Source organism: Zhenhengia yiwuensis (assembly GCF_014384995.1).
GTDB classification, from domain to species: Bacteria; Bacillota; Clostridia; order Lachnospirales; family Cellulosilyticaceae; genus Zhenhengia; species Zhenhengia yiwuensis.
This window is the reverse complement of record NZ_JACRSY010000023.1, coordinates 1-24,775: the sequence shown is the minus strand read 5'-3', so window position 1 is coordinate 24,775 and position 24,775 is coordinate 1. Positions and strand designations below refer to the sequence as shown.

The window sequence follows — 24,775 nt, the reverse complement described above, 5'->3', positions numbered from 1 at the left end:
TGAGCATAAATAGGACAACCGTATCATATAGTTATACTAAACGATATCCACATATATGGGGGGAAACTAATGAAAACGAATAAGAAGGTACTTCTAGTGACAATGGCTTTAATTGTTCTTAGTTTAGGTACTGCATGGTGTCTTTTTAATGATTATAAGGGGAAGCCGCGTTATATTGTAAACGCATATATGAAAGCACTTAATAGTAGGGACTATGTATCGGCAGCTTCTCTGTTTTATGAGGATGAGCGATTACATGATTTTAATGATGTAGAAATGGCACAGTATTTAAGTAACTATTTTGAGGAAAAAGGATTCGTCAAAATGGAAGAAGGTAGAGGACAGATAGGGGAGCAAACAGGAAATGAAGCAAAAGCTTTTTATGAAGTGAGGTATAGTTTTGCGGGGCAGAACGTAACCAGCACTTTAAGTGTGGTAAAAGTAGAGGATAAGTGGCAGGTTGTATTTCCTTTTAGAATAGAGAATGTTAATATTTATACACCTTTAGGGTCTACTGTATGGTTTAATGATGAACCTGTTACACAAAAGGAAAACAATAAATACATTGTAAAAAATGTGTTACCAGGTCATTATACTGTACGTATAGCTTTTCCAAATGAAATATGTAGTGATTATATTACAGATATAGAGGTGCCTACCCAGACAGAGATAAAGATACCTTACCAAACGGTGGGAGTTCATATTGAGACTATTCCAGGGACGATAGTAGAATTAGGTGGTGAGAAGCAGGCTAACTGGGAAGGGAGTGTTGATTTTGAACAGGTATTAGAGGGGACATATCCTTTAAAAATCTATGATATTTATGGTAATATTGAAACTTATGAGAGTGAAATTACCATCTCAAATGAAAAGAAGCAGTTTGTTATAGAGGATTTTAAGCTTTCTAAGACTGGTAGTGAAAGGTTTAATCAAAGTATTAATACTTTTTACGCAGCTTATATAAAAGGAATAAAAGGACATAACAGTAAGAACTTAGAAAATCATGTGGTTTCAGAGAGTAGGGAATCCATAATAGGAGAATTTGAAGACTGGTTCATTAAAAATAAAGATGTTCAAAATGCTCAAATGGAAGTAGAGCTAGAGCAGGTAGAGGTTACAGAAAATGGAGATTTAGAGGCTAGCGTGTTAGAGATTGTCCATTTAACGAATAGGGAAGTAAACGATACAGGCAAGATGCAAAATGTAGGGTATAAGATTGCTTTAAGATGGGTGATGACATTAAGTATAGATGGGGAAGAATATAAGCTTAAAGATAGAGTGTTAGAGGAAAGTCTTGTTTCTTACAAGGATAAAGATGATAAATGGGTTGCCTACTAAAAAAACAATTGCACTTTTCATAGAATTTGTTAGAATAAGGTTTGTATACATAGATACGCGTACGAATGGGTGCGGGTAAGGAGGATTAAAGTGGGATACAATATTGGTGTATCAGATAAAGCTTCTCTTAGAGGTAAAGTGTTTAACACAATCAGGGAAGCTATTCTAGAAGGAAGTTACAAACCTGGGGATGTGCTTAGAGAAAGTACAATTGCAACGGAGTTAGGTGTAAGTCGTACGCCTGTAAGAGAAGCTATTAGACAGCTTGAGCTAGAAGGCTTAGTACAATCCATACCTAATAAAGAAACAGTCGTAGCAGGGATTACACAAGAGGACGTTGAAGATATTTATCTTATTCGTTCAAGACTTGAAGGTTTAGCAGCGAGAAAAGCAGCAGAACGTATTACAGAACAAGATTTACAAGAGATGGAAGAGATTTTAGCGCTGACTTCGTTTTATGTAGAAAAAAATGAAGTGAATCAACTCAAAGAGTTAGATCATAAGTTCCATGATATTATATATAATGCAACGCATAGCAAGACACTTAATCATATGCTTTCAGATTTTCATTCTTATATTCAGCAAGCAAGAAAAACTTCTATTTCTACACCAGGTAGACCAAAAGAAGTTTTAAAAGAGCATGAAGGTATTTACGAAGCACTTAAAGCAAGAAATGGTGAACTTGCAGAAAAGTTAGTAGAAAAACATATTCAAAATGTAGAGCATAACTTGCATATTAATAATAAGTAAAAAGGTGAAGCAGTAGTGCTTCGCCTTTTATGTTATATAAAAGAGGGGGAATTTAAATGAACGTAGAGATTAGAGAATTAGATGAATCTTATAAAGGGAAGAAGTTTCTATTTCAATATGAGACTACACATTACTTTGATATAGAAGCCACTGAGAAAGAAGAGGAATGGGGACTACGTTTTATTAAGAAGTCTTTTGAGAAAGCTATACAAAAGCAGTTTGAATCAGTGCTTTTAGAAGACTTCTTAGAGGACCCTATGTTATTAGGTGCTTTTAAACAAGATAAGTTAGTTGGCTTTATTGAGCTAAGTCATGAGAAGTGGAATAACAGGTTAAGGATTTCGAATATTTTTGTAGAAAAACCTTATCGTTATCAAGGCATAGGGAAGATTTTAATGGATAAAGCTATAGAACATGGAAAGAACATTAAGGCAAGGGCTATAGTCTTAGAAACGCAGAGCTGTAATGCACCTGCGATTAAGTTCTATAGGAGATGTGGTTTTACTTTAATAGGGTGTGACTTAACAGCTTACTCTAATAGAGATACAGAGCAAAAAGAAGTAAGGTTAGAAATGGGAAGATGTTTATAAATTATGACATAATAAAATATGCACGTTAATATGAAGTTTTAATTTATTATAGATTTCTTGTTATTTATATTTGAAGAGGTAAATATTATGGTTAAACTTTCTGATATTAATGAAAATAATTATGAAGCATGTTCTGGGTTGATGTGTACACAAGAACAGTGTGAATTTACAAATTCACCTGTATGGTCGTTGTTGCAAGCTGCATATGCATCATTCAAGGATAAAAGTAAATTATATTGTATTAGTGATGATAATAGAGTAGTTGGTATGATAAGACTAGACTTTTCTGTGTATGATGATTATTATATGTTTACAAATTTGATAATTGATAAATCTTATCAGTGTAAAGGAATTGCAACACAAGCTGTGAGATTAGCTCTTGATATTTTTCGTGAAGAGAAAAAGTTTGAAGTTGTAAGAATTCATGTGGCTATGAAAAATACGCATGCAATTCATCTTTATAAAAAAGTTGGATTTGTTAGTACAAATAAGTTTAGTGAAAAGGGTTTACTTATTATGGAATATAGCCTATAATGCTAATTTCTATATACTACAAATAAAAGACCAGTAACATTATGTTACTGGTCTTTTAACCTAATATAATATTCATATTTTGCCTAATAGGCCTGTAAATTAAGCTTAGCTGTTAAGTATTTCTAACTCTTCAGATGTTTCTTCCCAATTTGTATAGAGAGAAGCAATATTTTCTTCAATAGCTGCTTTTTGGTTCATAATGTCACGAGAAGCATCGGGGTTCGTATATACTTCTTCAAGGCAAAGCTGTTCATCCAGTTCAGCGAGTTTACCTTCTTCAAGCTCGATTTTTTCTTCTATACTTGTTAAAGTACTTTGGAGTTTCTTAATGCGATTTTGAAGTTCTTTTTGCTTTTGCCAGTCTTCTTTAGAAGAAGTTGGTGTACTTTGTTGAGTACCAGAAGTGCACAATACGGGTATTTCTTTTTTCTTTTCCATATAGTAATCATAGTCACCTAAATATACAGACATATGGTCTTTTTGCATATCAAGTACTTTGGTTGCAGTTTGATTGATGAAGTAGCGGTCATGAGATACGTAAAGAATGGTACCTTCATATTGGTTAAGTGCATTTTCTAGTACTTCTTTTGACATCATATCAAGGTGGTTAGTTGGTTCGTCTAGAATAAGGAAATTTGCTTTTGAAAGCATAATTTTAGCAAGTGCTACACGACCTTTTTCACCGCCACTTAAAGCACTAATAGGTTTAAATACATCTTCTCCTGTGAATAAGAAAGAAGCCAGCATATTACGAATTGCTGTATTTGTAAGGTCAGGAAAAGCATCCTGAATTTCCTGCATAATCGTATAGTTTGGATTAAGTGTAGCGTGTTCCTGATCGTAGTAGCCGATGTGTACATTGCTACCTAGTGTAATGCTACCACCAGAAATGTCACTTTGGGCCATAATCATACGGAAAAGTGTTGTTTTACCTACGCCATTTGGGCCAACAATAGCTACTTTTTCACCACGTTTAATATCAAAAGTAATATTATTAAAGAGAGCGCCATCTTCAAAGGACTTAGTCAGCTCCTTAACTGTTAAAACATCATTTCCACTTGTAATACGTGGTGTCAGTACAAGGTTCATAGGTTTGTCATCAATCATTGGAAGATCCATGACTTCTATTTTTTCTAATAGCTTTTCACGACTTCTAGCGCGCTTGATGGATTTTTCGCGATTAAACTGACGTAGTTTAGCAATAACCGCTTTTTGCTTAGCGATTTCTTGTTGCTGCTTTTCATATTGATTCATAGCAGCCTCATACACTTTTTCGCTTTCTATAACAAAGTGGCTATAGTCGCCGTTATAGACCATAGCATGGCCAAATTCAAGATGAATGACTTTTGTAACAACCCTGTCTAAAAAGTAGCGGTCATGGGAAATAATAAGAACAGAACCTTTATAACTTCTTAAATAGTTTTCCAGCCATTCTGTAGCTACAATATCAAGGTGGTTAGTCGGCTCATCTAGAAGTAAGAGGTCTGGTTCTTCTAGAAGTAGTTTAGCAAGTGCTACACGTGTCTTTTGACCGCCAGATAAGGTTGTGATAGGTTGGGTATAAATTTCTTCTTTAAGGCCCAAACCTTTAAGAACACCACGTACGAGACTTTTATATTCATAACCACGCATATTCTCAAAAGTGCTACGTAATTCATCATAAGTATGTGTAAGAGCAAGAGAATGTGTTTTTGCAATCTCTTCTTCCATTTGATGAAGCTTTTCTTCAAGAGCAATCACTTCATCAAATACATGAAGGAGCTCTTCATAGACGCTACAGCCTGAATTAAAATGCATATTCTGTTCAAGGTAGCCGATACGAATACCTTTTGCAAAGAAAACTTCGCCGTTATCAGGTGCAAGTTCTCCTGTTAAAATACGAAAAAGTGTGGTTTTTCCTGCACCATTATTTCCGACAAGTGCTACTTTTTCATGGTCTTCTATATGAAATGAAATATCTTTTAAGATAGATTGCTCATTAAAAGATTTATATACAGCATGACAATTTGCAATCATAAGCTATCCTCCTCATTAATCTAGATTCATCTTAACAGAAAAACTAGAAAAATAAAAGTGAGTAATAGCCAAGGTTAATTGACAAAAAAAAAACTAAAATGCTATACTAAAAAAGATAGAAAAAGAAGGAGGTAAGTCTGTGACTGAAGAGAGAAAGATTTCTATGGCAGTAATCCGTAGATTGCCAAGATACTATAGGTATTTAGGGGAATTATTAGACAACGGAGTGACTAAAATATCTTCTAGAGAACTTAGCGAGAAAATGAAAGTTACAGCCTCTCAAATTAGACAGGATCTTAACAACTTTGGTGGTTTCGGGCAGCAAGGTTATGGATATAATGTAGAATATTTACACAAAGAGATTGCAAAAATACTAGGACTTGATAAAACACATACAATGATTATTGTTGGTGTAGGTAACTTAGGACAAGCTCTTGCTAACTACCCATCTTTTAGCAAACGTGGCTTTAATCTCATTGGTTTATTTGATATTAATCCAAGGCTTATAGGTATGAGTATGCGAGGCATTGAAGTTATGGATATAGATAAAATGGAAGACTTCGTTAAAACAAATAAAGTAGATATTGCCATTTTAACAATGCCAAAAACAAGAGTTAAAGAGACGGCTGAGAACTTAGCAAAATGGGGTGTGAAAGGGCTTTGGAACTTCTCACCTGTAGATTTATTTTTACCAGAACATGTACATGTTGAAAATGTGCACTTGTCACATTCATTAATGACTTTAGCCTATAAGATTAATGAAGCAGAAGAACTTGATAATGGTAATGATTATAAACCTTTTTAGAGGCCTATATAAATAAAAGGTTCACCTATCTTAGAGAAAACAATTAAGGATGGGTGAATCTTTTTTTACGCAAAAAAACCTAGCTTAAGTCGCCTCCCCCTTATCAATATAGGCGAAACTTAAGCTAGGTTTTTATTGTGTGGCAAGGACACTCAGGTACTGGTTAACATTCAGCTTCAGTATGAAGATATAAGCCAGTGGGCTAAGCGGAAGGACTTACCTTGTTACAGGTGCTTCTAATCAGGGTCTATAGGTGAAAGAGATGCTCATGCATTTATCACTGCAAGTGTCTGAAGTAGAAACTTTGTACATAGGATTTACCGTAGGCATTGCCTTTAAGCTTACTTCTTTGTGAAGTAGAATGTAGCTTAAAATATTGAGTGTATAGGACGTGCCCTGTAAACTATTTGATTGCCACTACCAAATAGTGCAGTTGGCTAAGAAGAAATAAGTAAGCTTTAGAAGGGGGAACTAAAACTTTCAAATAACATCTTAGCGAGTAGAAGATGCTTATACTTATCTAGAATGGTATGAACACCTTTTATAAGTTAGTTATACACTATAAGAAAGAAAAAGACTAGTGTATATTTCAGAAAATTTAATTTTTGGCACACTACCTAAATTGTAGACTAAAATTAAGTGAAAAAAGCCACTAGTATTTTGTAATTTGTCGCTTCCACATTAAGAAAGTGGTTTTCTAGATAGATGATAAAACTAACGATATTTATTAACGATTTCATTCATGGTATCTAGATGTTTTTCCATATCCGATACAAGTTTGAATTGTGTCCTGCAACGATCTAAGTTGTGACCTTCTCTATGCACTTTGAAGTAGGTATCACCTTGTAAGTAGTCTGTTAAGAATCTCATACCACATTCAAGTGTCATTGTCATTGCACCTATAGGAAGCATGTCAATTTCTCTTTCCGTAAGATTGCCACCGCAGCCTTCTAAGAATCCCTTTGTATAACTTTCAAATAAGTTAAGGTCAAAGTTTACTTTTGTTAGGTCTGGCTCATCTTCGGCACCAGTTGTAGCACCAAAGCGGATCGAGTCACCGAAATCATTTACAGATAAACCTGGCATGACAGTATCTAAATCAATGATACAAATAGGTCTATGGGTTGTATTATCAAACATACTGTTATTCAGTTTAGTATCATTATGCGTCACGCGAAGTGGAAGATTCCCATTTGCTAATTGATTAGCCAGTATATGGGTTAAAGGCTCTCTTTCCATTACGAAAGCAATTTCTTTTTGTACATCTTTAGCACGTCCACAAATGTCAGCTTCTACAGCATCTGCGAAAGCTTGAAAACGAACAGGTGTATTGTGGAAGTTAGGAATTGTTTCAGAAAGTGTATCAACTGGATAATCAGCAAGTAGGTTTTGAAAATGTCCAAAGGCATAACCACATTGGTAGAAAAGCTCAGCATCTGCTAGAATTTCGTAACAAGTTGTATCAGTAAGGAAAACATAGCTCCTCCAGTAGTTTCCTAAGCTGTCTTGATAGTAAGATTTACCTTGTTTTGTGGGGATGATATTAAGTGTCTCACGGTTTATATCACCACCTCTAAGCATAATTTTCTCTTTTAGGAAAGAGGTGATACCAATGATGTTTTGCATAAGGGCATCTGGATTTTTGAAGATTTGATGATTAATTCTTTGTAAGATATAAGGAATTGTTTTCCCATCTTTTTGAAAGTTTACTAAGTATGTATCGTTAATATGACCATTACCGTAAGAAGTGTGATTTAAGTATTTACCTTCAAATGACATGTTTTCAATGGCTTCCATGATTTTGGCTGAACTTAATGTTTGGCTCATTATTTTTCCTCCCATAGATGTGTTGGATAGATATGATTATTTTTGAAACATTCAATAGCATGTACAACAGTTTCTTTATCTTCTTTATAAGTTACACCGTACCATCGGTCAGTAGAAGTAAGGACACTAACAGTTGCCTTATTTTCGGTTAATAACTCAGACACTACTGAAGGTAAGAAGTATTCACATTTTAATGGATTAACTGGGAGTGATGCGTCTAAAAAGCTAGAGAATCTCGCCTTAGTTTCTTTTAAAATACTTGGAGTGAAGCCCCACATATTCATAGAGACAATAGAGTCTGGAGCTATATTTACCCAAGTTACTCCATCATCTTCAGTGAAAGCTGCTCCAGTTGCAGTTTTTTCAATACGTGTGCGCTCTGTAATGTTTGTAAGCATGTTGTTCGAGTCAACTACACAAATACCTCTTGCTACAGATCCATTTTCTGTGAGTGTATTTTCTAAAACATATCCAACCATTGCATAGCGATAGTAATCATCATCTTTTACATTTAGTAAGTAATTATAGATGGCAGTAAAAGCATCTTTACCATAGTAGTCATCTGCATTAATTACTGCAAAAGGTGCATCAACTGTTTCGAGGCAGCATAAGATTGCATGAGCTGTTCCCCAAGGTTTAATACGTCCTTCAGGAAGTGTATAACCTTCAGGAAGTGTATCAAGTTCTTGATAGACATATGAAACATCTACGAACTGACTGATACGATTTCCAATCATTTCTTTAAAGTCTGCTTCGATTTCTTTTTTAATAATAAATACAACTTTTTTAAAGCCTGCTCTTACGGCATCAAAGATTGAAAAGTCGATAATTAAATGCCCTTCTTGATCAATTGGATCTATTTGTTTAAGTCCACCATATCTGCTTCCCATACCAGCAGCCATAATTACAAGAATTGGTTCATTCATCATTATCACATCCTTTAAAATTATTTATAACTTGCTTACAGTATAGAAAATATATTTGGTGTTTTCTATGTAAAATAGTATAATTATTAGTAAAATAGGCTAATCATTTCAATAGTGCTAAAGGGGGATTTTATGAGTGAAATCATTTCACTAGAAATGGTATTAAAGGAGCTTCATAACATATCAGGATTTCGTATCTCTGTGCATGATATTCATCATAAAGAAATTGCATCCTATCCTAAGGAACTTACTAGGTTTTGTGGGATGATGCAACAAGATACAAGTATTTATAGAAGTTGTGTAAAAAATGATAGCGCTGCCTTTGATAAAGTGAAAAAAGACGAACAACCTTATATTTACAGGTGTCAATTTGGATTATATGAGGCAGTAGCCCCCCTCTATTATTCAGGTATTTTATCAGGGTATCTTATGATGGGGCAAGCTTTAGATACTTCCATACATACGAAGGAGGAGGTTTATAGATTATCTCGCCAATATGTATCCAATCCAGTAGTTTTGAAAGAGGCTATAGAGAGTATTCCAGCGGCTACAAAAGATAAGATTTCTTCGTGTATTAATATTATGGGGATCTGTGCAGAGTACATTACACTTAGTAACAGGTTCAAAGCATCTACTAAAAATCTCGCACAAGATGTGAAAACATATATTCAGGAAAACTATGAGAAGAAAATAACTTTGGAGATACTGTGTAAGCAGTTTTATTGTAGTAAGGCTACCCTTACCCATTCTTTTAAAAAAACTTATGGAGAGACTATTAGCCATTTTATGACTTTAACAAGACTAGAAAAGGCTGAGAAATTATTATCGGTTTCAGATATGAAAATAGGGGAGATTGCTACTCGGTGTGGTTTTGCAGATCAGAATTATTTTTGTAAGGTGTTTATTAAGGTATTTGGTATAACACCTAATGCATATAGGAAAAAGAATAGAGAGCTTTAAAGGGAGAGGGAATTAATAAAAGAGATGGAATACTAGGAGAAGTTAAAATATGATTATAGGAATAGGCAACGATATTATAGAAATTGAACGCATACAAAGAGCGGTAGAAAGAACGACTAGATTTTTAGATAAACTACTTACACCAGTAGAACAGGAGAGAATGCATAAAGCTAATAAGCTCTCTTATGAGTCTATAGCAGGCTTATTTGCAGCAAAGGAAGCAGTGAGTAAAGCATTGGGAACAGGCTTTGTAACATTTGAGATGACGGATATAGAAATTTTGAAAGATGAGAAGGGAAAGCCTTTTGTAAAACTTTATAAGGGTGCAAGGGTAAGAGCTGATGAGCTAGGTGTAAACCAAATACACGTAAGCATTTCCCATTGTCAATTTTATGCAACAGCTTTTGCCATTATAGAAAGAGGGAATGTAAGTGAAACTTGCAACTAAGAGAGAAATGAATCAATTAGATCAAGATGCTATGAGTCAATATGGTATACCGAGCTTACTTCTTATGGAGCATGCAGCTTATGGGGTATTTTGCTATTTAATGGAAGAGCATCAAGGTAAATCAGTTACTATTTTATGTGGGTCAGGTAATAATGGAGGAGATGGACTTGCTTTAGCTAGGATTCTCTATAGCTTTAAGAAGGTACAAGTACAAGTGGTATTACTCGTGGAAGAGGAGAAGTTATCATCAGATGGAAAGGTGTATTACACCATCTGTGAAAAATTGGGTATACCTATCTATCGCTATTTAGAAGAGATGGAACTTGTATGGGAGTTAATAGAAGAAGCCCAGGTCCTAGTAGACGCAATTTTTGGAACGGGGCTTACAAGACCTATTACAGGGAGCTTTTATAAAGTCATTGAGAAGGTGAATGCAAGTTCAGCCTTTAAAGTAAGTGTAGATATACCTTCAGGTATTCACCCCGATACAGCAGATGTATTAGGGATTGCAGTAGAAGCGGACTGTACATTGACTTTTCAAGTACCTAAAGTAGGACAATTCCTTTATCCTGGGATTGCTCATATAGGTACCTTACGTGTTGTAGATATTGGTATTCCAAAAGAATTGGTAAGTAAGATGTCTTGTATGCATTATGCTATTGATGAAGACATGGCTAAAGGTATGTTGCCGGATCGCCCTATACGAAGTAACAAAGGCACTTATGGAAAAGTCCTAATGATTGGTGGGCAAGTAGGCATGGGAGGAGCTATATGTCTAGCAAGTAAGGCTGTGATGAAAGTTGGTGCAGGGCTTGTGACAATAGCTGTCCCAAATGCCTTAGCACTCCTTACACAGCAAAAAGTAACAGAGGCGATTACATTGTCTTTGCCAGAAAGAGATGGACACTTAGATGAAACGGCTGCAACTATTTTGAAAGAGCATATGATGCAATACTCTACCATAGGAATAGGACCAGGTATTGGCCGTAGTGGTATGATTCAGAAAATAATGGAAGTGGTGCTTGAAAGTGATAAGTCTATTGTGGTAGATGCAGATGGATTATATGCACTTAAGCCTTATTTAAATCAGCTTAAAGCACGTAAGGCTCCAATTATTATAACGCCACATCCAGGAGAAATGAGTTATTTAAGCGGAGAAAGTATAGCAGATATTTTGGCGCATCCAGTAGAAAGTGCGAGAAGTTTTAGTGAGCGATACGGCATCATTGTAGTCTTAAAGATTGAGAGAATGATTGTGGCTGTGCCAGATGGGAGTATTTATATTAATAGTAGAGGTCACTCAGCTATTGCAAAAGGCGGAGCGGGTGACGTTTTAACAGGATTTATTACAGGATTATTGGCGCAAAATAAGCAGCCCGTATCTGCAGCTCTTTTAGGATGTTACTTGCATGCAGACACAGCATGCTCTTTAGCAAGGTTAAAAGGAAGTTATAGTGTCCTACCTAGTGATCTTATAGAGCATGTAGGGGAAAGTTTTAAGGGTCTAGAAAATAAGCATTAGCAAAGTTTATCATATATTAACCTCCTAACGAGTATATTATTTATAGAGGAAATGAGTATAAGAGCACATAAGAAATAACTTGGATTTTGCTTTTTGATTAAAGTGCACCCTTCCTTTTATATGCTTATTAGGAGGTTTTATGTACAAATTAAAAAGGGTTTTATTAATTGGGTTAATACTCAGCTTTACAATAAGTTTATGGGGATGTCATAACAGGGATATAGGTACAAGTCGCAATAAAAGTGTAGCAAGCATGCTACAGAATTTGAAAAATTATGAAGCAGACGTCTCAATAACATTTACAAAAAACAAAGATAAGAGTAACATAAAGATGAATCATATTTATGATAAAGAAGGAAAGTATCAGATGACGATTATAGAGCCCAAACGGTTAAACGGCTACACCACTGTTTGTGATGGCACTAAAGTATCTGAGTACAATCCTATTACAGAAAAATCCATGCAAATAGAAGTTAGTCCAGTAAAAAATCAGTTATTATTTGGCACATTCCTTCATAATTATTTAAATAATGAATCAGCTCAAATAGTAGAAGAACAGTTAGATGGGCAAAATGTTTATGCAGTAACGGTGCCGATCGCTGGTGAATTTAAGTATATGGCAACTGAAAAAGTGTGGTTTGACTACAAAACGACTTATCCTATTAAAATGGAAATATACGATACAGAAGGGTCGCTTACAATACGCATTGATTTTGTGAATTTTATATATAACCCTGTAAAGTAGGCGATTTTGAAGGAGGATTCATATGTTATCTTTAAGACCACGTGTTGTTGCAGAGGTTAGCATAGAGGCTATTAAGCACAATTACCATGAAATTAGAAAACTTATTCCTCATAGTACGGGGATAATGGGCATTGTTAAAGCAGATGGATATGGTCATGGTGCCGCGGAAATTGCAAATATTTTACAAGAAGAAGGGGTAGATCAGTTAGCTGTTGCTATTGCAAAGGAAGGGGAAGAACTAAGAAAATCAGGTATTACAAAACCTATTTTAGTATTAGGCTATACACCAGCTGCTGATATTGAAGCACTTATTACCTATGATCTCACACAGACAGTTTTTTCTTTTGAGATGGCAGAGTTTATTTCAAGAGAGGCCAAAAAGTTTGGTAAGTCTATCAATGTTCATATTAAAGTAGATACAGGTATGGGACGTATTGGATTTTTAGCAGATCCACAAAGTATAGAGGAGATTAAGAAAATCGCACAGCTTCCTAATATTAATATGGAGGGGATTTTCACGCACTTTTCTACAGCGGATGAAGTAGATAAGACTTATACAAGGGATCAGTGGAGTATTTTTACAGGATTTTTAAATGAGCTTCATGAGGCGGGTATAGAATTTCCTATTGTACATGCGGCTAATAGTGCTGCAACAATGGGCCATCCTTATACTCATGTGAATATGGTGCGTCCAGGTATTATTATGTATGGTTATTACCCATCCGATTATTTACATGGTAAAAAAATAAACCTTAAACCAGCTATGACACTCAAAACACAAGTTGTGCATATTAAAGAACTGTCTAAAGAACACTACATAGGTTATGGCAGGAAGTACTGTACAACACGTGAGACAAAAATTGCAACCATTCCTATAGGCTATGCAGATGGTTATTCAAGAAGACTTTCTAATAAAGGAAGAGTTCTTATAAGAGGTCAGTATGCTAATGTAATTGGTAATATTTGTATGGATCAATTTATGGTAGATGTTTCTCATATTCCAGATATTACTGTAGGGGATGAAGTTGTTGTTTTTGGAACGCAAGGAGATAAGACTGTTACAATAGAAGAATTAGCAAGACTTACGGATACGATTAATTACGAGATTATGTGTATGATTGGGAAAAGAGTACCACGTATTTATGTTTAATCTTATAAAAAGTTGGCAATGGTATAAGTAGGGAGTGGTTTGCTATGTTAAATCCAAGTTATATTGCAAAAGCAAATGAAAAGGCTTCTATAGATCACTACACGGATAAAAAGATGATAAGTACTATGAAGAAAGGCTATCAGGAAATGGCAGCCATCAATTTATCTTTATCAAAGTTATACTTTGAAGTAGAAAGAGAGGTCGAGTCTTATTACGACCACACCGCGGAGAGTGAGGTAGAGTGCGAGTAAAACGTGGAGATATATTTTATGCAGATTTGAGCCCCGTGATTGGATCCGAACAAGGCGGTATAAGACCAGTGCTTGTTGTACAAAATGATGTTGGTAACAGATTTAGTCCAACGGTTATTTGTGCCGCTATTACATCCAAAATCAATAAAGCAAAGATGCCAACTCATGTAGAGATTAACGCAACAGAATACGAACTTGTTAGGAACTCAGTTATTTTATTAGAGCAAATTCGTACCATTGACAAGAGACGTCTCAAAGAAAAGATTTGTCATCTAGATGATGATTTCATGAGACTCGTAGATAAGGGACTTAAAGCCAGTTTTGGATTAAATACATAAGCCTTTTGCGAGACTAGTTCACTAGTCTCCTTTTTTGTGATACAATTAAACCACTAAAATAAAGGAGTAAAAAGATGAAAGATTTATTTGGAAAACTAGGAACAAGTATTAAAAATACATGTAAAGAAGCAGTAGACCAAACTCAAAAAACTGCAGACCAAGCTAAATATCGCAGTGAAATCTTAACTTTAAAAAACGACCTTAAAAAACTTTATCAAAGACTTGGTGAAGAGCAATATAAACATTATATAGAAGGCCAGGAGCCGGTGCATCAAAGCGCACTGTGCAATCGTATTACAAATCTTAGAAAAGAGATTGCACGTTTAGAAAAAGAAGTAGAAGAAGTAGTTAATATACAAAAAGATAGTTTTGATGCCTATAAAAGAGACGTGCGTAGTACTTGGAATGAAGAAGGTCAAGGTGTGCGTATGAAAAGAGACGATAATGGTATCAAAATGATGAAATTTTGTCCAAATTGTAATATAGGTAATGCAACAGAAGCACTATATTGTATTCATTGTGGCAATAAACTCTAAAAAATGCAGGAGGTGACTACATGCAAGGAAAATTTACAATGCAAGCAAATGAAGCCATTAAGTATGCCCAAGATATTAAGGAGCAGTTTCGCCATGGTTATTTAGGAACAGAGCATTTACTTATTGGTTTACTTCATGTAAAAGACTCTGTTGCTGAGTCAGCACTTAGAAAATATAGTCTTACAGAAGATGATTTTATAGAAAAGATAAGAGAAGTAATGGGCTTTGGAAACCAGACTATGGTTATTTCTAGAGACTTTACACCACGTACAAAACGTGTACTTGAAAATAGTGTGGCACTTGCTAAACAAATGGGCGTACCAGCAGCAGGTACAGAACATATTCTTATGGCTATTTTAAAAGAAAAAGGTTGCGTAGCTGTTAGTTTACTTGAGATTTTAAATGTACCTATTAATAGACTATTATCAGATTTAATGGCAATTATATCAGGAGATGGCAAAGTTAAAGAGTCTTCTTTTATATCAACTAAAACAAAGATGCAAGGCGCTAAGTCTTTAACACCGACTTTAGATAAATATAGCCGTGACCTGACACAACTAGCAAGAGAAGATAAGTTTGATCCAATTGTAGGAAGAGAAAAAGAGATCGAGCGTATTACACAGATTTTATCTCGTCGTACCAAGAATAATCCTTGCTTAGTAGGGGAACCTGGTGTAGGTAAAACAGCAGTGGTAGAAGGTCTTGCACAAAAGATTGTAAGTGGCATCGTACCAGATTTACTTAAAACTAAAAGAGTTGTTTCTTTAGATTTATCTTCTATGATTTCAGGTACTAAATATAGGGGAGAATTTGAAGAGCGCATTAATAAGGTATTAGAAGAAGTGCGCACAGTAGGCGATGTTATTCTCTTTATTGATGAGCTTCATACTATTATTGGAGCAGGTGCAGCAGAAGGTGCTATGGATGCTTCTAATATTCTGAAGCCTTCACTTGCAAGAGGAGAAATTCAGCTTGTAGGGGCAACCACTTTAGATGAGTATCGTAAGCATATTGAGAAAGATGCTGCTCTTGAACGTAGATTCCAACCTGTTCAGGTAGATGAGCCGACTGAGCTTGAAACAATTAGTATTCTAGAGGGTATTAGAGATAAATATGAAGTGCATCATGGTGTTCAGATTACAGCAGAAGCCTTAGAAGCTGCAGTACGTCTATCAAGTCGTTATATAGCGGATAGATACTTGCCAGATAAAACGATTGACCTTATTGATGAAGCAGCATCTAGAGTGAGATTAAGAGCTTATACTTCACCAGAAAAAATTAAAGATATAGAGTGTAAGTTAGAAAAACTTCAAAATGACAAAGAAGCGGCAATAGTAGATGAAAACTTTGTAAGAGCAGGTGAGATTAAGCAAGAAGAAAATCAGCTTAAAGAAGAACTTGCAAATGCAAAAGTAGAGTGGGAAACTCAACATACAAAATCCCAGTTAATTGTAAATGAAGAAGAGATTGCAGAAGTAGTAAGTAACTGGACACATATTCCGGTTAAAAGATTAGCAGAAGCTGAAGCTACGCGTCTTAAAAATCTTGAAGGTATACTTCACGCGCGTGTTATTGGTCAAGATGAAGCTGTTAAAGCTGTTGCAAGAGCAGTGCGCCGTGGTAGAGTAGGCCTTAAAGATCCAAATAGACCAATTGGTTCATTCTTATTCTTAGGTCCAACAGGTGTAGGAAAAACTGAGCTGACTAAAGCACTGGCTGAGGTTATGTTTGGTGATGAAAATGCTATGATTCGTATGGATATGAGTGAGTATATGGAAAAACACACAGTATCCAAGCTTATTGGTTCACCTCCAGGGTATGTAGGATATGAGGAAGGTGGACAACTTACAGAGAAAGTAAGACGTAAGCCTTATAGCGTTATTCTTTTTGATGAAGTAGAGAAGGCTCATCCAGATGTATTTAATATTTTACTTCAAATATTAGATGATGGACATATTACAGATTCTACAGGAAGACGTATAAACTTCAAAAATACCATTATTATTATGACCTCTAACTTAGGTGCTAGAAATATTATTGAACCTAAAAAAGTAGGTTTTAATAGTGTAGTGGATACAGAAAAAAACTATCAAGATATGAAGAAAAATGTAATGGAAGAAGTGAAGCGTCTATTTAGACCAGAATTCCTCAATCGTATTGATGAGACACTTGTATTCCATCCACTTACAGCGCAGCATATTAAAGAAATTGCAGAACTTATGATACGTACGCTAGTAGAACGTATTACAAGAAATGTAGGTATTACATTAACCTTAACACAAGGGGCTATAGACTTCCTTGCTGAAAAAGGATATGACAAAGCTTATGGTGCTAGACCTTTAAGACGTACGATTCAAAGTCATATTGAAGATAAACTAGCAGATGAAATACTAGAAGGTCATATTCATGAAGGAGATAGAGTTTTAGTGGAATTCGAAAATGATGCAATTGTACTGAAAAGACAATAATCCTATACTTTTTTGTGTAAATCATGTATAATACAAAGATAGAGATAGTCTTAATTTAATTTAGTGGAGGGTTTTAACAATGGCTGTTATTACAGAACTTATTCGTCTTAACGAGGATGGCACACTTAGTTTCGGAAACTATGAGTTACAAGAAAAAACAAAAGTAAATGATTTTGAAGTAGATGGACGTTTCTATAAAGCAAAATCATTCTATGAAGTAACAAAGCTAAAAAAAGATGGTGCACTTGTTTACGAATCATTACCTGGTACAACTGTACATCATTTTATGGTGACAGATGATGGCGTAAGCTTCGAAGTAGAAGGCAATAAAATGGCGCAAATTACTTTAGAAATACAGCCAAATACAGAGTATAAGTTAATGATAGATGATCTGCTTGTAGATCATGTCAAAACAAACCTTTCAGGTAAAGTTGTTTTTTCAGTAGAAGTAAATTCTACAGCAAAACATGTTATTCTTAAAAAAGTAGCTTAATCAAGGGGCTGTGTCATGCAGCCTCTTTTTAAATGCATGAAAATAGATTGATATAGATTAAAATTGGATAAAGTATTAAATAATATAGAAAAAGGAGCTTATAGGAATGGCAAAACTTAAGCAGGTATATATATGTCAAGAGTGTGGATATGAATCAGGAAAATGGATGGGCAAATGTCCGAGCTGTAATGAGTGGGGCAGTTTAGTTGAGGAAGTAGTAGAAGCGAAGAAGCCTTCTTTAACAGCACCGAGTTCAAGAGGAGCAGCAAGTAGCGCACCTGTAAAACTTAGAGATGTTAAAATAGAGAATGAAACCAGAACGACAACAGGTATGAAAGAACTTGATCGCGTACTTGGAGGAGGGATTGTAAAAGGATCTCTCATTTTAGTAGGTGGTGACCCGGGAATTGGAAAATCCACATTGCTTCTTCAAATTTGTGAAGAACTCGGTAATCAAAATAGACAAGTTCTGTATATCTCAGGAGAGGAATCCGTAGCTCAGATTAAAATGCGAGGAGAAAGATTAAATGTTCATACAGAGAATCTTAATCTTTTAGCAGAAACAAATATGAGTTTTATAGAAGCACATATAAAAAACACGAAGCCGGACCTTGTTATATTAGATTCTATTCAGACGGTTTATTGTGATGATATTACATCTGCGCCAGGAAGTGTGAGCCAGGTTAGAGAAGCAACTCATAAGCTAATGAACCTTGGAAAAGGCTATGGTATCACCATAATGATTGTAGGGCATGTAACAAAAGAGGGAGCACTAGCTGGCCCTCGTGTACTAGAACATATGGTGGATACAGTACTTTACTTTGAAGGGGAAAGGCATGCTTCATTTAGAATACTTCGTGCGGTAAAGAACCGTTTTGGCTCTACCAATGAAATAGGCGTATTTGAGATGCAAGATGTAGGGCTTAAAGAAGTCCTTAACCCTTCTGAAATTATGCTTGCAGGAAGGCCTATGGATGTTGCAGGATCTCTTGTAAGTTGCTCTCTAGAAGGGACAAGACCTATGCTTATAGAGGTACAGGCTCTTGCAAGTTTTACAAGTTTTGGGATGCCACGCCGTACAGCGACAGGTATTGATTATAACAGAATGGTTATTTTAATTGCAGTATTAGAAAAAAGAGCGGGTCTAGATATGGGGAATTATGATGTATATGTGAACTTAGCTGGTGGTATGCGTATTAATGAACCTTCTTTAGATCTTGCAGCAGCCCTTGCTATAGCATCAAGTTTTAGAAATACACCTATTGATCCCCATACTGTTGTATTTGGTGAAGTGGGTCTTACAGGCGAAATTAGAGGTGTAGCCATGGCTGAAAAACGTGTAGTAGAAGCGGCTAAATTAGGCTTTAAAACATGCATTATGCCGAAAGCTAATGTAGAAAAGTTACCATTTATAAAAGGTATTAAAGTAATAGGTGTCTCACATATAGGAGAAGCCCTAGAAGTCATTACAGTTAGATAAGCTGAAATGTGATAAGCTATTATTGCCTATAGAATGGTTAAAACACAGCGACTTTGACTAAAATCAGTCAAAGTCGCTGTGTTTTCTTAGTATATAGTACATTTAGTGCCTTTTATAGCTATTTAATTGTGATGTAAATTCTACCCTCTTGTACATATCAGTCGTATCATAATGGGTGAGAGTAGTAAATGTACTGTCAGATTAACTAAAAATAATGTTTGAAATTGATTAAAAATACTATTTTTGATTAAACTATTTTAAAATTATTGACCTAAATATGTAACGTATGTTATTTTAATAGTATAAATAGTTATTTTTTTAACATTTTTTATTTAATCTGGGAGGATAATATGGAAAGAGCATTTGAAAAAACAGTAGAAAGTCCTGTATCTGCTCCTGTAAGAGCAGAAGCAAATGAAGAAGCTGTTGTAGCAAGCAAATTTAGTTGGTCAGATCTTTACAAAAATGAAGACTGGTGGGCTATATGGCTTGGGTTTGCAGTAATTGCACTTGGCTTTGTAAGCGTTGTAACAGGGAGCTTTACATTTAAAGGGGTAAAGGTTGCAACATGGGGAACAGCAGAGAATCCATCTGTATTACATGTATTAAGTGATGGAAAGTTTATATTAGGTGTAGGATTTACATTTATTGTTTTAGGACTATTATTTAGTATTGGTCTTAAAGTTATGGGGAAAAATCCTGTTAAATTTATAGGAGCTTTTGCAGGTGTCTTCTTATTATCATTATTTGCCTATACATTAGCAGCTCAAGTAACAATGAAGAACTACCTTGAATATGCTTTCTGGGCATTACTTATTGGTATGTTAGTATGTAATACAATCAAAACACCAAATTGGTTAAAGCCAGCTATTCAGACTGAGTTTTATATTAAAACAGGTCTTGTTATTATGGGGGCGGAAGTACTTTTCTCAAACATTGCAGAGTTTGGAATATATGGACTGGGCATTGCATGGCTTGTAACACCAGTAGTTATTATCTTTATGTGGTTATTCGGAACGAAGTTCCTTAAGATGACAAATAAAGCAATGGTTATGATTATTGCATGTGCAACATCAGTATGTGGTACATCAGCAGCTATTGCATGTGCAGCAGCTTGTAAAGGTAAGAAGAATGACTTAACTTTTGCAGTAGGTCTTTCACTTATCTTCACAGTTGTTATGATGGTAGCTATGCCATTTGTTTGTAAGTGGTTTAATCTTGATCCAATGATTGGTGGGGCTTGGATTGGTGGTACAGTTGACTCAACTGGTGCAGTAGTACTTGCAGGTGAAGCACTTGGTCCAATTGGTGGGCAAGTAGCAGCACTTGTAAAAATGATTCAAAATATCTTAATCGGATTTATTGCTTTTGCAGTAGCAATCTTCTTTACAACAAAAGTAGATAAAACTGGTGATAATAAAGTAGGTATTTCAGAAATTTGGCATCGTTTCCCTAAATTCATTATTGGGTTCATTTTAGCTTCAGTTGTATTTTCATTCTTAGTGGAACCAGCATTTGGTACAGAAACAACAAAAGCTATTATTAAATCACTTAGTGGATTTAAAGGATGGTGTTTCTGCCTTGCATTTATGAGTATCGGCCTTGAAACAAACTTTAAAGAAATGGCATCTCAGCTTCAAGGGGGTAAACCACTTACACTTTACGTTGTTGGACAGACATTCAATTTAGTACTTACATTATTTGTAGCATGGTTATTACTTAGTGGATTATTCTTACCAATTCCAACTATTGTAGCTTAGAGTTTACGGGGGGTAAAGTCATGAAGCGAATGCAAATGGTAAAGGTTTTAAATGTAATAGCACTTATAGTATTCATTGTTATTATAGGTGCAGCATTATATATTATGAAGAATGATATTGGACTTATAGATGGACTTAATTTTGGACCAGGTTCTTACTATTATAGTGATATACCAGGTTGGGAGAAATATTTCTTTACACATAAGTATGCGCATTCTTTAAGCCCTATATTTATAGTAGGATTTTTTGCTGGATGGGGATTCTTATGCTGGAAAGCGTGGATTTATTTAGATAGAAAGCTTAAGTAAAAAATAGGAATTAACCATATTCTGTAATAGGATGGGGGTAAGGCGTTCGTGAGTATAGCTGCTATAGATAGACTCGGGAATGGTACCCCTATTTTTATTTGTCTGCTATAGAATATAAAAACCGTTTCCTTGTTATAGGGAAACGGTTAAATGATTAAAAGGAAAGAAGAATATTATGAGCAGCTTTAACTTCTTCACCGTTTGTCTGATAAATAATGCTTTCATCAATACTTGGTAAGCCCATATAGACTTCAGGGTTTTTATAAAGAGATTCAGAGGGGCGAAGTGTTTTGGCTGAAAGATGGATACTTTTAGCCCCTGTTTCTTGAAGGATAAGCTCTAGATTCTTACTAGATACACCTGCACCCGGCATAATGTCAATACGGCCATCGGCCTTTTGAATAAGTTCTTTAAGCAGTGTACGCCCTTCATAGGCTGTAGCTTTCTGACCTGAAGTTAAAATAGTGTGAAAGCCTAGATTGATAGCGTCTTCTAAAGCATTAAAAGGATTACGACATACATCAAAGGCACGATGAAGTGTAAGGTGCATATCGCCAGCTAAGTCAATAAGTTCTTTAAGTCTAGGAACATCTAAATCACCTTCAGGTGTTAACATACCAAGTACAACACCATCTACAAGGTGTTCTTTACATGTTACAATATCACGTTTCATTTGTTCAAACTCTAAGTCAGAGTATACAAAGTCACCGAAACGAGGGCGAATAATGGCATAAGCCGGGATAGATACAAGAGATTTCACCATGCCTATAAGACCTGTACAAGGTGTAACACCTCCGATCATAAGGTGACCACATAATTCAATGCGTGTTGCACCATTTTTTTCAGCTATAAGAGCAGACTCAGCAGAATCAATACAAATTTCTAGATTAAAATCTTTCATTATAAACCTCTTTCTTTTGTAAAATACTTATTTGAAATAGTATAGCGTACGTATAGAGGGATTTTCAAGGAGAAGGGGGGATTTTGTAAGTAGTAGGATTTTAAATATGATATAATAATATATAACTATATAAGATGGAGGGGAAGAATGAATATACGACCAAGGGCAGCAGCGATTATATTAAATAATAAGCAAGAATTGCTTCTATTAAGACAGCAAAATCCAGAGACAGGGTTTGAATGGTGGACACTTCCTGGAGGAGGGATGGAGCCAGAGGAAAGTGTTATTGATACAATAGTAAGGGAAGTAGCAGAGGAGTGTAATACTAAATGTAGGCCAATTAAACTTATTTATATGAGTGAGTATGTAGATTATACAATAGATACACATCATTTAGGTATGTTCTTTTTAACGAAAGTAGAAGATGAAAGTACTATAAAAGCTGGGTATGATCCAGAAGTAGAAGTACAGTATATTAAAGAGTGTCGTTTTGTTTCAAAAGAAGAAATTCAAGCTTCCAAAATTCCTATTTTTCCTCCAGTATTCAAAGAACAATTTTGGGAAGACTTAAAAAACGATTTTAAAGATTATGAAGTATATCATAGAGGCATGATTACTGAAAAATAATATGGAAATTAATACCAATTATTCACAAAATGTGGATAAAGTGTGGATAAGTATAAAAAAAGCGTCTTAAAAACACTAAAAAAGTTTTTAAGACGCTAAAAATTACTTTAAGGAATAGTTACCAAGAAGATTTGTGCGTGTTTTTTCATTTTCGAGTACAGAAGAAAGAGAAATACCTAAAGTATTAGCAATTGCTGCAAGATAAAAAAGAACGCGCCCCATTTCTTTTTCAATAGCTTCATTGCATTCAGGGCAAGGGTAACCTTCTATATGTGTACTGAGAAGAGATTTAAGTTCTTCTGGTGAAGTAATGTGTGCAAAATCAAGTTGTTGTTTGATAATATTCATTTTAATACAGCCACAAGTAGTAGCTGATTTTGAAAGGGTACGGTTAAGACGTGCAGAAGCATCTTGTAATTTTGTCATTTGATCTAAAATGCTTTTGTTGCGTAAAACTAAATCATCTATAAAATTTTGGAACTGTTCAAGTTCACTTGTTTCTACCATTTATATCACTCCTATTTCCCCTATGTTTGAATTTGATAGGTAGAGTATAACACAAGTGGGAATATTTTGAAAGTTTCAAAGTTGAAATGGATGAAAAAACCAAAAAAAACTATACAAAGTTTTAACGAATTTATGTTATAATACTACATTGTACAGAAAAAGGACAGAATAAATAGTAAAGAGGTATGATATGAAATTAAGTTTTGAGTTCGAAGGAACAAAGATCAATTATGACCTAACATACAAAAAAAGATCGAGCATTGCTATACAAGTAGAAGAAAATGGAGAAATTAAAGTACTTGCACCAGTAGGGACACCTATTTTTAGTGTTGTAGATAAAGTAAAAGGAAATGCAGATTGGATTTTAGGAGAGCTTTTACGTATCCAGCGTGCAAAAGAATATGCAAACCATTGTATGTACTTAGGTAAAAATTATGGTATTGAATTCGTAGAAGATGAAACAAAAGAGAAAGCAGTTGTTAAACTTGTAAGAGGTAAGTTTGTTGTAGAAGGACAAAACATTACAAAAGAAACAATGATGCTACCACTTTTAGAATGGTACATAGCTAAAACTTTAAGTAAGCTTAAAGAGCGTGTAAAAATTTACGGTGAGCACTTTGAGAAAATGCCAAAGAAAGTAGATGTTAAAGTACTTCAAAGCAGACTTTGGTATATAGAAGAAGATACAATTACTTTTGATGTTAATATCGGGGTAGGCCCAGTATCTTTAATTGATAGTGTACTTGTAGAATCACTTTGTAGATTTAATGGTATTGAAGACAGCAATACTGTACTTGCAAAAATTGTTCCAGAATCAGCACAAGCTAGAGAATGGGTTAATGTAAATAAAGATCGTTTTATTTTTAAATAATACCCTAATAGGGTATTATTTTTTTTCTAGGATAGGAAAGAAGGAGAAGTATTCCCTGCATCTTTAAGAGATGCTCAGGTGAGTGTAGTTCTCACTGCCAAAGGAAGGAATATATAAATAATAAGAGTCTATGTATAAATGTATTTAGGATAAGAAAGATCGTAAGAATTTTAAAGAAAAATTTATTAAAGTTAGACTTAAATGTTGCGGAAATAAATTTATAATAAATAGTTGACATTCATATATAGATTTAGTATACTTCTAAAAGTCAGCGGCGGGCGCTGCTGAAACAAGTAAGAAATTGTACTTTGAAAACTAAACATAATCGAAAAATAGATTTAAACTTATCAAATTTTAAATCTACAATTTAACCGATATAACTTATTCTTAAATTTAACGAGAACAAGGCAAGTTACAAACTTTTAGTGAAAGAGTTTGAAAGGAAACTCAGCTAGGCTGAGTACACAAATTCTAAACTCATTACATTCACTAAGAATTTGTTAGCAGGTCAAGCTACTAAGAGCGTAGAGTGGATGCCTTGGCACCGAGAGCCGATGAAGGACGTGATAAGCTGCGAAAAGCTACGGGGAGTTGCAAATAAACTTTGATCCGTAGATGTCCGAA

The 24,775-nt window shown here is 34.9% G+C and carries 25 protein-coding genes and 1 rRNA gene; 21 read left to right on the top strand and 5 right to left on the bottom strand.

The features are described from left to right. The first annotated feature begins 69 nt into the window (after positions 1-69). From H8718_RS13685 to H8718_RS13670, 4 genes are all read left to right on the top strand, one after another. Positions 70-1,338 carry a hypothetical protein gene (locus H8718_RS13685; protein ID WP_249333314.1) on the top strand — a complete coding sequence of 423 codons (1,269 nt, stop codon included), beginning with the start codon at positions 70-72 and terminating at the stop codon, positions 1,336-1,338. Between the two features lie 90 nt (positions 1,339-1,428). Beyond that, positions 1,429-2,088, top strand: coding sequence for a GntR family transcriptional regulator (locus H8718_RS13680; RefSeq protein ID WP_177671408.1), 660 nt, complete (start codon positions 1,429-1,431; stop codon positions 2,086-2,088). 56 nt (positions 2,089-2,144) lie between these two features. Further along, positions 2,145-2,678: a GNAT family N-acetyltransferase gene (locus H8718_RS13675; protein ID WP_177671409.1), complete on the top strand. Its 534-nt coding sequence runs from the start codon at positions 2,145-2,147 to the stop codon at positions 2,676-2,678. Positions 2,679-2,765: 87 nt separating this feature from the next. Further along, positions 2,766-3,212 carry a GNAT family N-acetyltransferase gene (locus H8718_RS13670; protein ID WP_249333313.1) on the top strand — a complete coding sequence of 149 codons (447 nt, stop codon included), beginning with the start codon at positions 2,766-2,768 and terminating at the stop codon, positions 3,210-3,212. Positions 3,213-3,317: 105 nt separating this feature from the next. On the opposite strand, the gene H8718_RS13665 is transcribed toward H8718_RS13670, so the two are convergent. Continuing rightward, positions 3,318-5,228, bottom strand: a complete 1,911-nt coding sequence (locus H8718_RS13665) for an ABC-F family ATP-binding cassette domain-containing protein (protein ID WP_177671410.1) — start codon at positions 5,226-5,228, stop codon at positions 3,318-3,320. Between the two features lie 139 nt (positions 5,229-5,367). Between H8718_RS13665 and H8718_RS13660 the strand changes: the two genes are divergently transcribed. After that, positions 5,368-6,033 (top strand): redox-sensing transcriptional repressor Rex, encoded by a 666-nt coding sequence (locus H8718_RS13660; protein WP_177671411.1) that lies wholly within the window; start codon positions 5,368-5,370, stop codon positions 6,031-6,033. Between the two features lie 714 nt (positions 6,034-6,747). On the opposite strand, the gene H8718_RS13655 is transcribed toward H8718_RS13660, so the two are convergent. Both H8718_RS13655 and H8718_RS13650 read right to left on the bottom strand, forming a co-directional pair. Continuing rightward, positions 6,748-7,860 (bottom strand): phosphotransferase enzyme family protein, encoded by a 1,113-nt coding sequence (locus H8718_RS13655; protein WP_177670951.1) that lies wholly within the window; start codon positions 7,858-7,860, stop codon positions 6,748-6,750. Continuing rightward, on the bottom strand, positions 7,860-8,786 hold the full coding sequence (locus H8718_RS13650; protein WP_249333312.1) for a nucleotidyltransferase family protein: 927 nt from the start codon (positions 8,784-8,786) through the stop codon (positions 7,860-7,862). The genes H8718_RS13655 and H8718_RS13650 overlap by 1 nt, the downstream gene beginning before the upstream one ends. Before the next feature lie 132 nt (positions 8,787-8,918). On the opposite strand from H8718_RS13650, the gene H8718_RS13645 reads away from it, so the two are divergent. From H8718_RS13645 to H8718_RS13585, 13 genes are all read left to right on the top strand, one after another. Then, positions 8,919-9,746, top strand: coding sequence for a PocR ligand-binding domain-containing protein (locus H8718_RS13645; protein ID WP_249333311.1), 828 nt, complete (start codon positions 8,919-8,921; stop codon positions 9,744-9,746). A 49-nt stretch (positions 9,747-9,795) separates the two neighbouring features. After that, the gene (acpS, locus tag H8718_RS13640; RefSeq protein WP_249333310.1) at positions 9,796-10,194 is read left to right on the top strand and encodes a holo-ACP synthase; all 399 of its coding nucleotides are present in this window, start codon (positions 9,796-9,798) and stop codon (positions 10,192-10,194) included. Further along, positions 10,178-11,716: an NAD(P)H-hydrate dehydratase gene (locus H8718_RS13635; protein ID WP_249333309.1), complete on the top strand. Its 1,539-nt coding sequence runs from the start codon at positions 10,178-10,180 to the stop codon at positions 11,714-11,716. Before acpS ends, H8718_RS13635 begins: the two co-directional genes overlap by 17 nt. A gap of 139 nt (positions 11,717-11,855) precedes the next feature. Beyond that, positions 11,856-12,461: a LolA family protein gene (locus H8718_RS13630; RefSeq protein WP_249333308.1), complete on the top strand. Its 606-nt coding sequence runs from the start codon at positions 11,856-11,858 to the stop codon at positions 12,459-12,461. 22 nt (positions 12,462-12,483) lie between these two features. Continuing rightward, positions 12,484-13,611, top strand: coding sequence for an alanine racemase (gene alr, locus H8718_RS13625; RefSeq protein WP_177670956.1), 1,128 nt, complete (start codon positions 12,484-12,486; stop codon positions 13,609-13,611). 44 nt (positions 13,612-13,655) lie between these two features. Next, complete coding sequence (locus H8718_RS13620) at positions 13,656-13,862, top strand: hypothetical protein (protein WP_177670957.1); 207 nt, start codon at positions 13,656-13,658, stop codon at positions 13,860-13,862. Continuing rightward, entirely contained in the window at positions 13,853-14,200 is a 348-nt protein-coding gene (locus H8718_RS13615; protein WP_177670958.1) for a type II toxin-antitoxin system PemK/MazF family toxin, read from the top strand. The genes H8718_RS13620 and H8718_RS13615 overlap by 10 nt, the downstream gene beginning before the upstream one ends. A gap of 74 nt (positions 14,201-14,274) precedes the next feature. Further along, positions 14,275-14,736, top strand: a complete 462-nt coding sequence (locus H8718_RS13610) for a hypothetical protein (protein ID WP_249333307.1) — start codon at positions 14,275-14,277, stop codon at positions 14,734-14,736. A 20-nt stretch (positions 14,737-14,756) separates the two neighbouring features. Then, on the top strand, positions 14,757-17,204 hold the full coding sequence (locus H8718_RS13605) for an ATP-dependent Clp protease ATP-binding subunit (protein ID WP_249333306.1): 2,448 nt from the start codon (positions 14,757-14,759) through the stop codon (positions 17,202-17,204). Between the two features lie 79 nt (positions 17,205-17,283). Beyond that, complete coding sequence (locus H8718_RS13600; RefSeq protein WP_177670961.1) at positions 17,284-17,697, top strand: endosialidase; 414 nt, start codon at positions 17,284-17,286, stop codon at positions 17,695-17,697. A gap of 106 nt (positions 17,698-17,803) precedes the next feature. Continuing rightward, a complete protein-coding gene (gene radA, locus H8718_RS13595) occupies positions 17,804-19,177 on the top strand; it encodes a DNA repair protein RadA (protein WP_177670962.1) in 1,374 nt (457 codons plus the stop codon). 350 nt (positions 19,178-19,527) lie between these two features. Further along, entirely contained in the window at positions 19,528-20,937 is a 1,410-nt protein-coding gene (locus H8718_RS13590; protein ID WP_249333305.1) for a YeiH family protein, read from the top strand. A gap of 20 nt (positions 20,938-20,957) precedes the next feature. After that, the gene (locus tag H8718_RS13585; protein ID WP_177670964.1) at positions 20,958-21,245 is read left to right on the top strand and encodes a hypothetical protein; all 288 of its coding nucleotides are present in this window, start codon (positions 20,958-20,960) and stop codon (positions 21,243-21,245) included. A gap of 154 nt (positions 21,246-21,399) precedes the next feature. Here H8718_RS13585 and H8718_RS13580 read toward each other — a convergent pair whose 3' ends face one another. After that, positions 21,400-22,146 (bottom strand): copper homeostasis protein CutC, encoded by a 747-nt coding sequence (locus H8718_RS13580; RefSeq protein ID WP_249333304.1) that lies wholly within the window; start codon positions 22,144-22,146, stop codon positions 21,400-21,402. Positions 22,147-22,293: 147 nt separating this feature from the next. On the opposite strand from H8718_RS13580, the gene H8718_RS13575 reads away from it, so the two are divergent. Then, positions 22,294-22,773 carry an NUDIX domain-containing protein gene (locus tag H8718_RS13575; RefSeq protein ID WP_177670966.1) on the top strand — a complete coding sequence of 160 codons (480 nt, stop codon included), beginning with the start codon at positions 22,294-22,296 and terminating at the stop codon, positions 22,771-22,773. Between the two features lie 102 nt (positions 22,774-22,875). Here H8718_RS13575 and H8718_RS13570 read toward each other — a convergent pair whose 3' ends face one another. Further along, positions 22,876-23,280, bottom strand: coding sequence for a nucleoside triphosphate pyrophosphohydrolase family protein (locus H8718_RS13570; RefSeq protein ID WP_177670967.1), 405 nt, complete (start codon positions 23,278-23,280; stop codon positions 22,876-22,878). Positions 23,281-23,470: 190 nt separating this feature from the next. Between H8718_RS13570 and H8718_RS13565 the strand changes: the two genes are divergently transcribed. Further along, entirely contained in the window at positions 23,471-24,151 is a 681-nt protein-coding gene (locus H8718_RS13565; protein WP_177670968.1) for a YgjP-like metallopeptidase domain-containing protein, read from the top strand. 506 nt (positions 24,152-24,657) lie between these two features. After that, a 23S ribosomal RNA gene (locus tag H8718_RS13560) occupies positions 24,658-24,775 on the top strand; the annotation flags it as partial.

Bases quoted from the DNA above. Each gene is read 5' to 3' on its own strand.
- H8718_RS13665 (WP_177671410.1), bottom strand. From the start codon at position 5,228: ATGATTGCAAATTGTCATGCTGTATATAAATCTTTTAATGAGCAATCT.
- H8718_RS13685 (WP_249333314.1), top strand. From the start codon at position 70: ATGAAAACGAATAAGAAGGTACTTCTAGTGACAATGGCTTTAATTGTT.
- H8718_RS13670 (WP_249333313.1), top strand. From the start codon at position 2,766: ATGGTTAAACTTTCTGATATTAATGAAAATAATTATGAAGCATGTTCT.
- H8718_RS13610 (WP_249333307.1), top strand. From the start codon at position 14,275: ATGAAAGATTTATTTGGAAAACTAGGAACAAGTATTAAAAATACATGT.
- alr (WP_177670956.1), top strand. From the start codon at position 12,484: ATGTTATCTTTAAGACCACGTGTTGTTGCAGAGGTTAGCATAGAGGCT.
- H8718_RS13675 (WP_177671409.1), top strand. From the start codon at position 2,145: ATGAACGTAGAGATTAGAGAATTAGATGAATCTTATAAAGGGAAGAAG.
- H8718_RS13570 (WP_177670967.1), bottom strand. From the start codon at position 23,280: ATGGTAGAAACAAGTGAACTTGAACAGTTCCAAAATTTTATAGATGAT.
- H8718_RS13600 (WP_177670961.1), top strand. From the start codon at position 17,284: ATGGCTGTTATTACAGAACTTATTCGTCTTAACGAGGATGGCACACTT.
- H8718_RS13630 (WP_249333308.1), top strand. From the start codon at position 11,856: ATGTACAAATTAAAAAGGGTTTTATTAATTGGGTTAATACTCAGCTTT.
- H8718_RS13575 (WP_177670966.1), top strand. From the start codon at position 22,294: ATGAATATACGACCAAGGGCAGCAGCGATTATATTAAATAATAAGCAA.
- H8718_RS13565 (WP_177670968.1), top strand. From the start codon at position 23,471: ATGAAATTAAGTTTTGAGTTCGAAGGAACAAAGATCAATTATGACCTA.
- H8718_RS13605 (WP_249333306.1), top strand. From the start codon at position 14,757: ATGCAAGGAAAATTTACAATGCAAGCAAATGAAGCCATTAAGTATGCC.
- H8718_RS13590 (WP_249333305.1), top strand. From the start codon at position 19,528: ATGGAAAGAGCATTTGAAAAAACAGTAGAAAGTCCTGTATCTGCTCCT.
- H8718_RS13645 (WP_249333311.1), top strand. From the start codon at position 8,919: ATGAGTGAAATCATTTCACTAGAAATGGTATTAAAGGAGCTTCATAAC.
- H8718_RS13580 (WP_249333304.1), bottom strand. From the start codon at position 22,146: ATGAAAGATTTTAATCTAGAAATTTGTATTGATTCTGCTGAGTCTGCT.
- H8718_RS13585 (WP_177670964.1), top strand. From the start codon at position 20,958: ATGAAGCGAATGCAAATGGTAAAGGTTTTAAATGTAATAGCACTTATA.
- radA (WP_177670962.1), top strand. From the start codon at position 17,804: ATGGCAAAACTTAAGCAGGTATATATATGTCAAGAGTGTGGATATGAA.
- H8718_RS13655 (WP_177670951.1), bottom strand. From the start codon at position 7,860: ATGAGCCAAACATTAAGTTCAGCCAAAATCATGGAAGCCATTGAAAAC.
- acpS (WP_249333310.1), top strand. From the start codon at position 9,796: ATGATTATAGGAATAGGCAACGATATTATAGAAATTGAACGCATACAA.
- H8718_RS13620 (WP_177670957.1), top strand. From the start codon at position 13,656: ATGTTAAATCCAAGTTATATTGCAAAAGCAAATGAAAAGGCTTCTATA.
- H8718_RS13650 (WP_249333312.1), bottom strand. From the start codon at position 8,786: ATGAATGAACCAATTCTTGTAATTATGGCTGCTGGTATGGGAAGCAGA.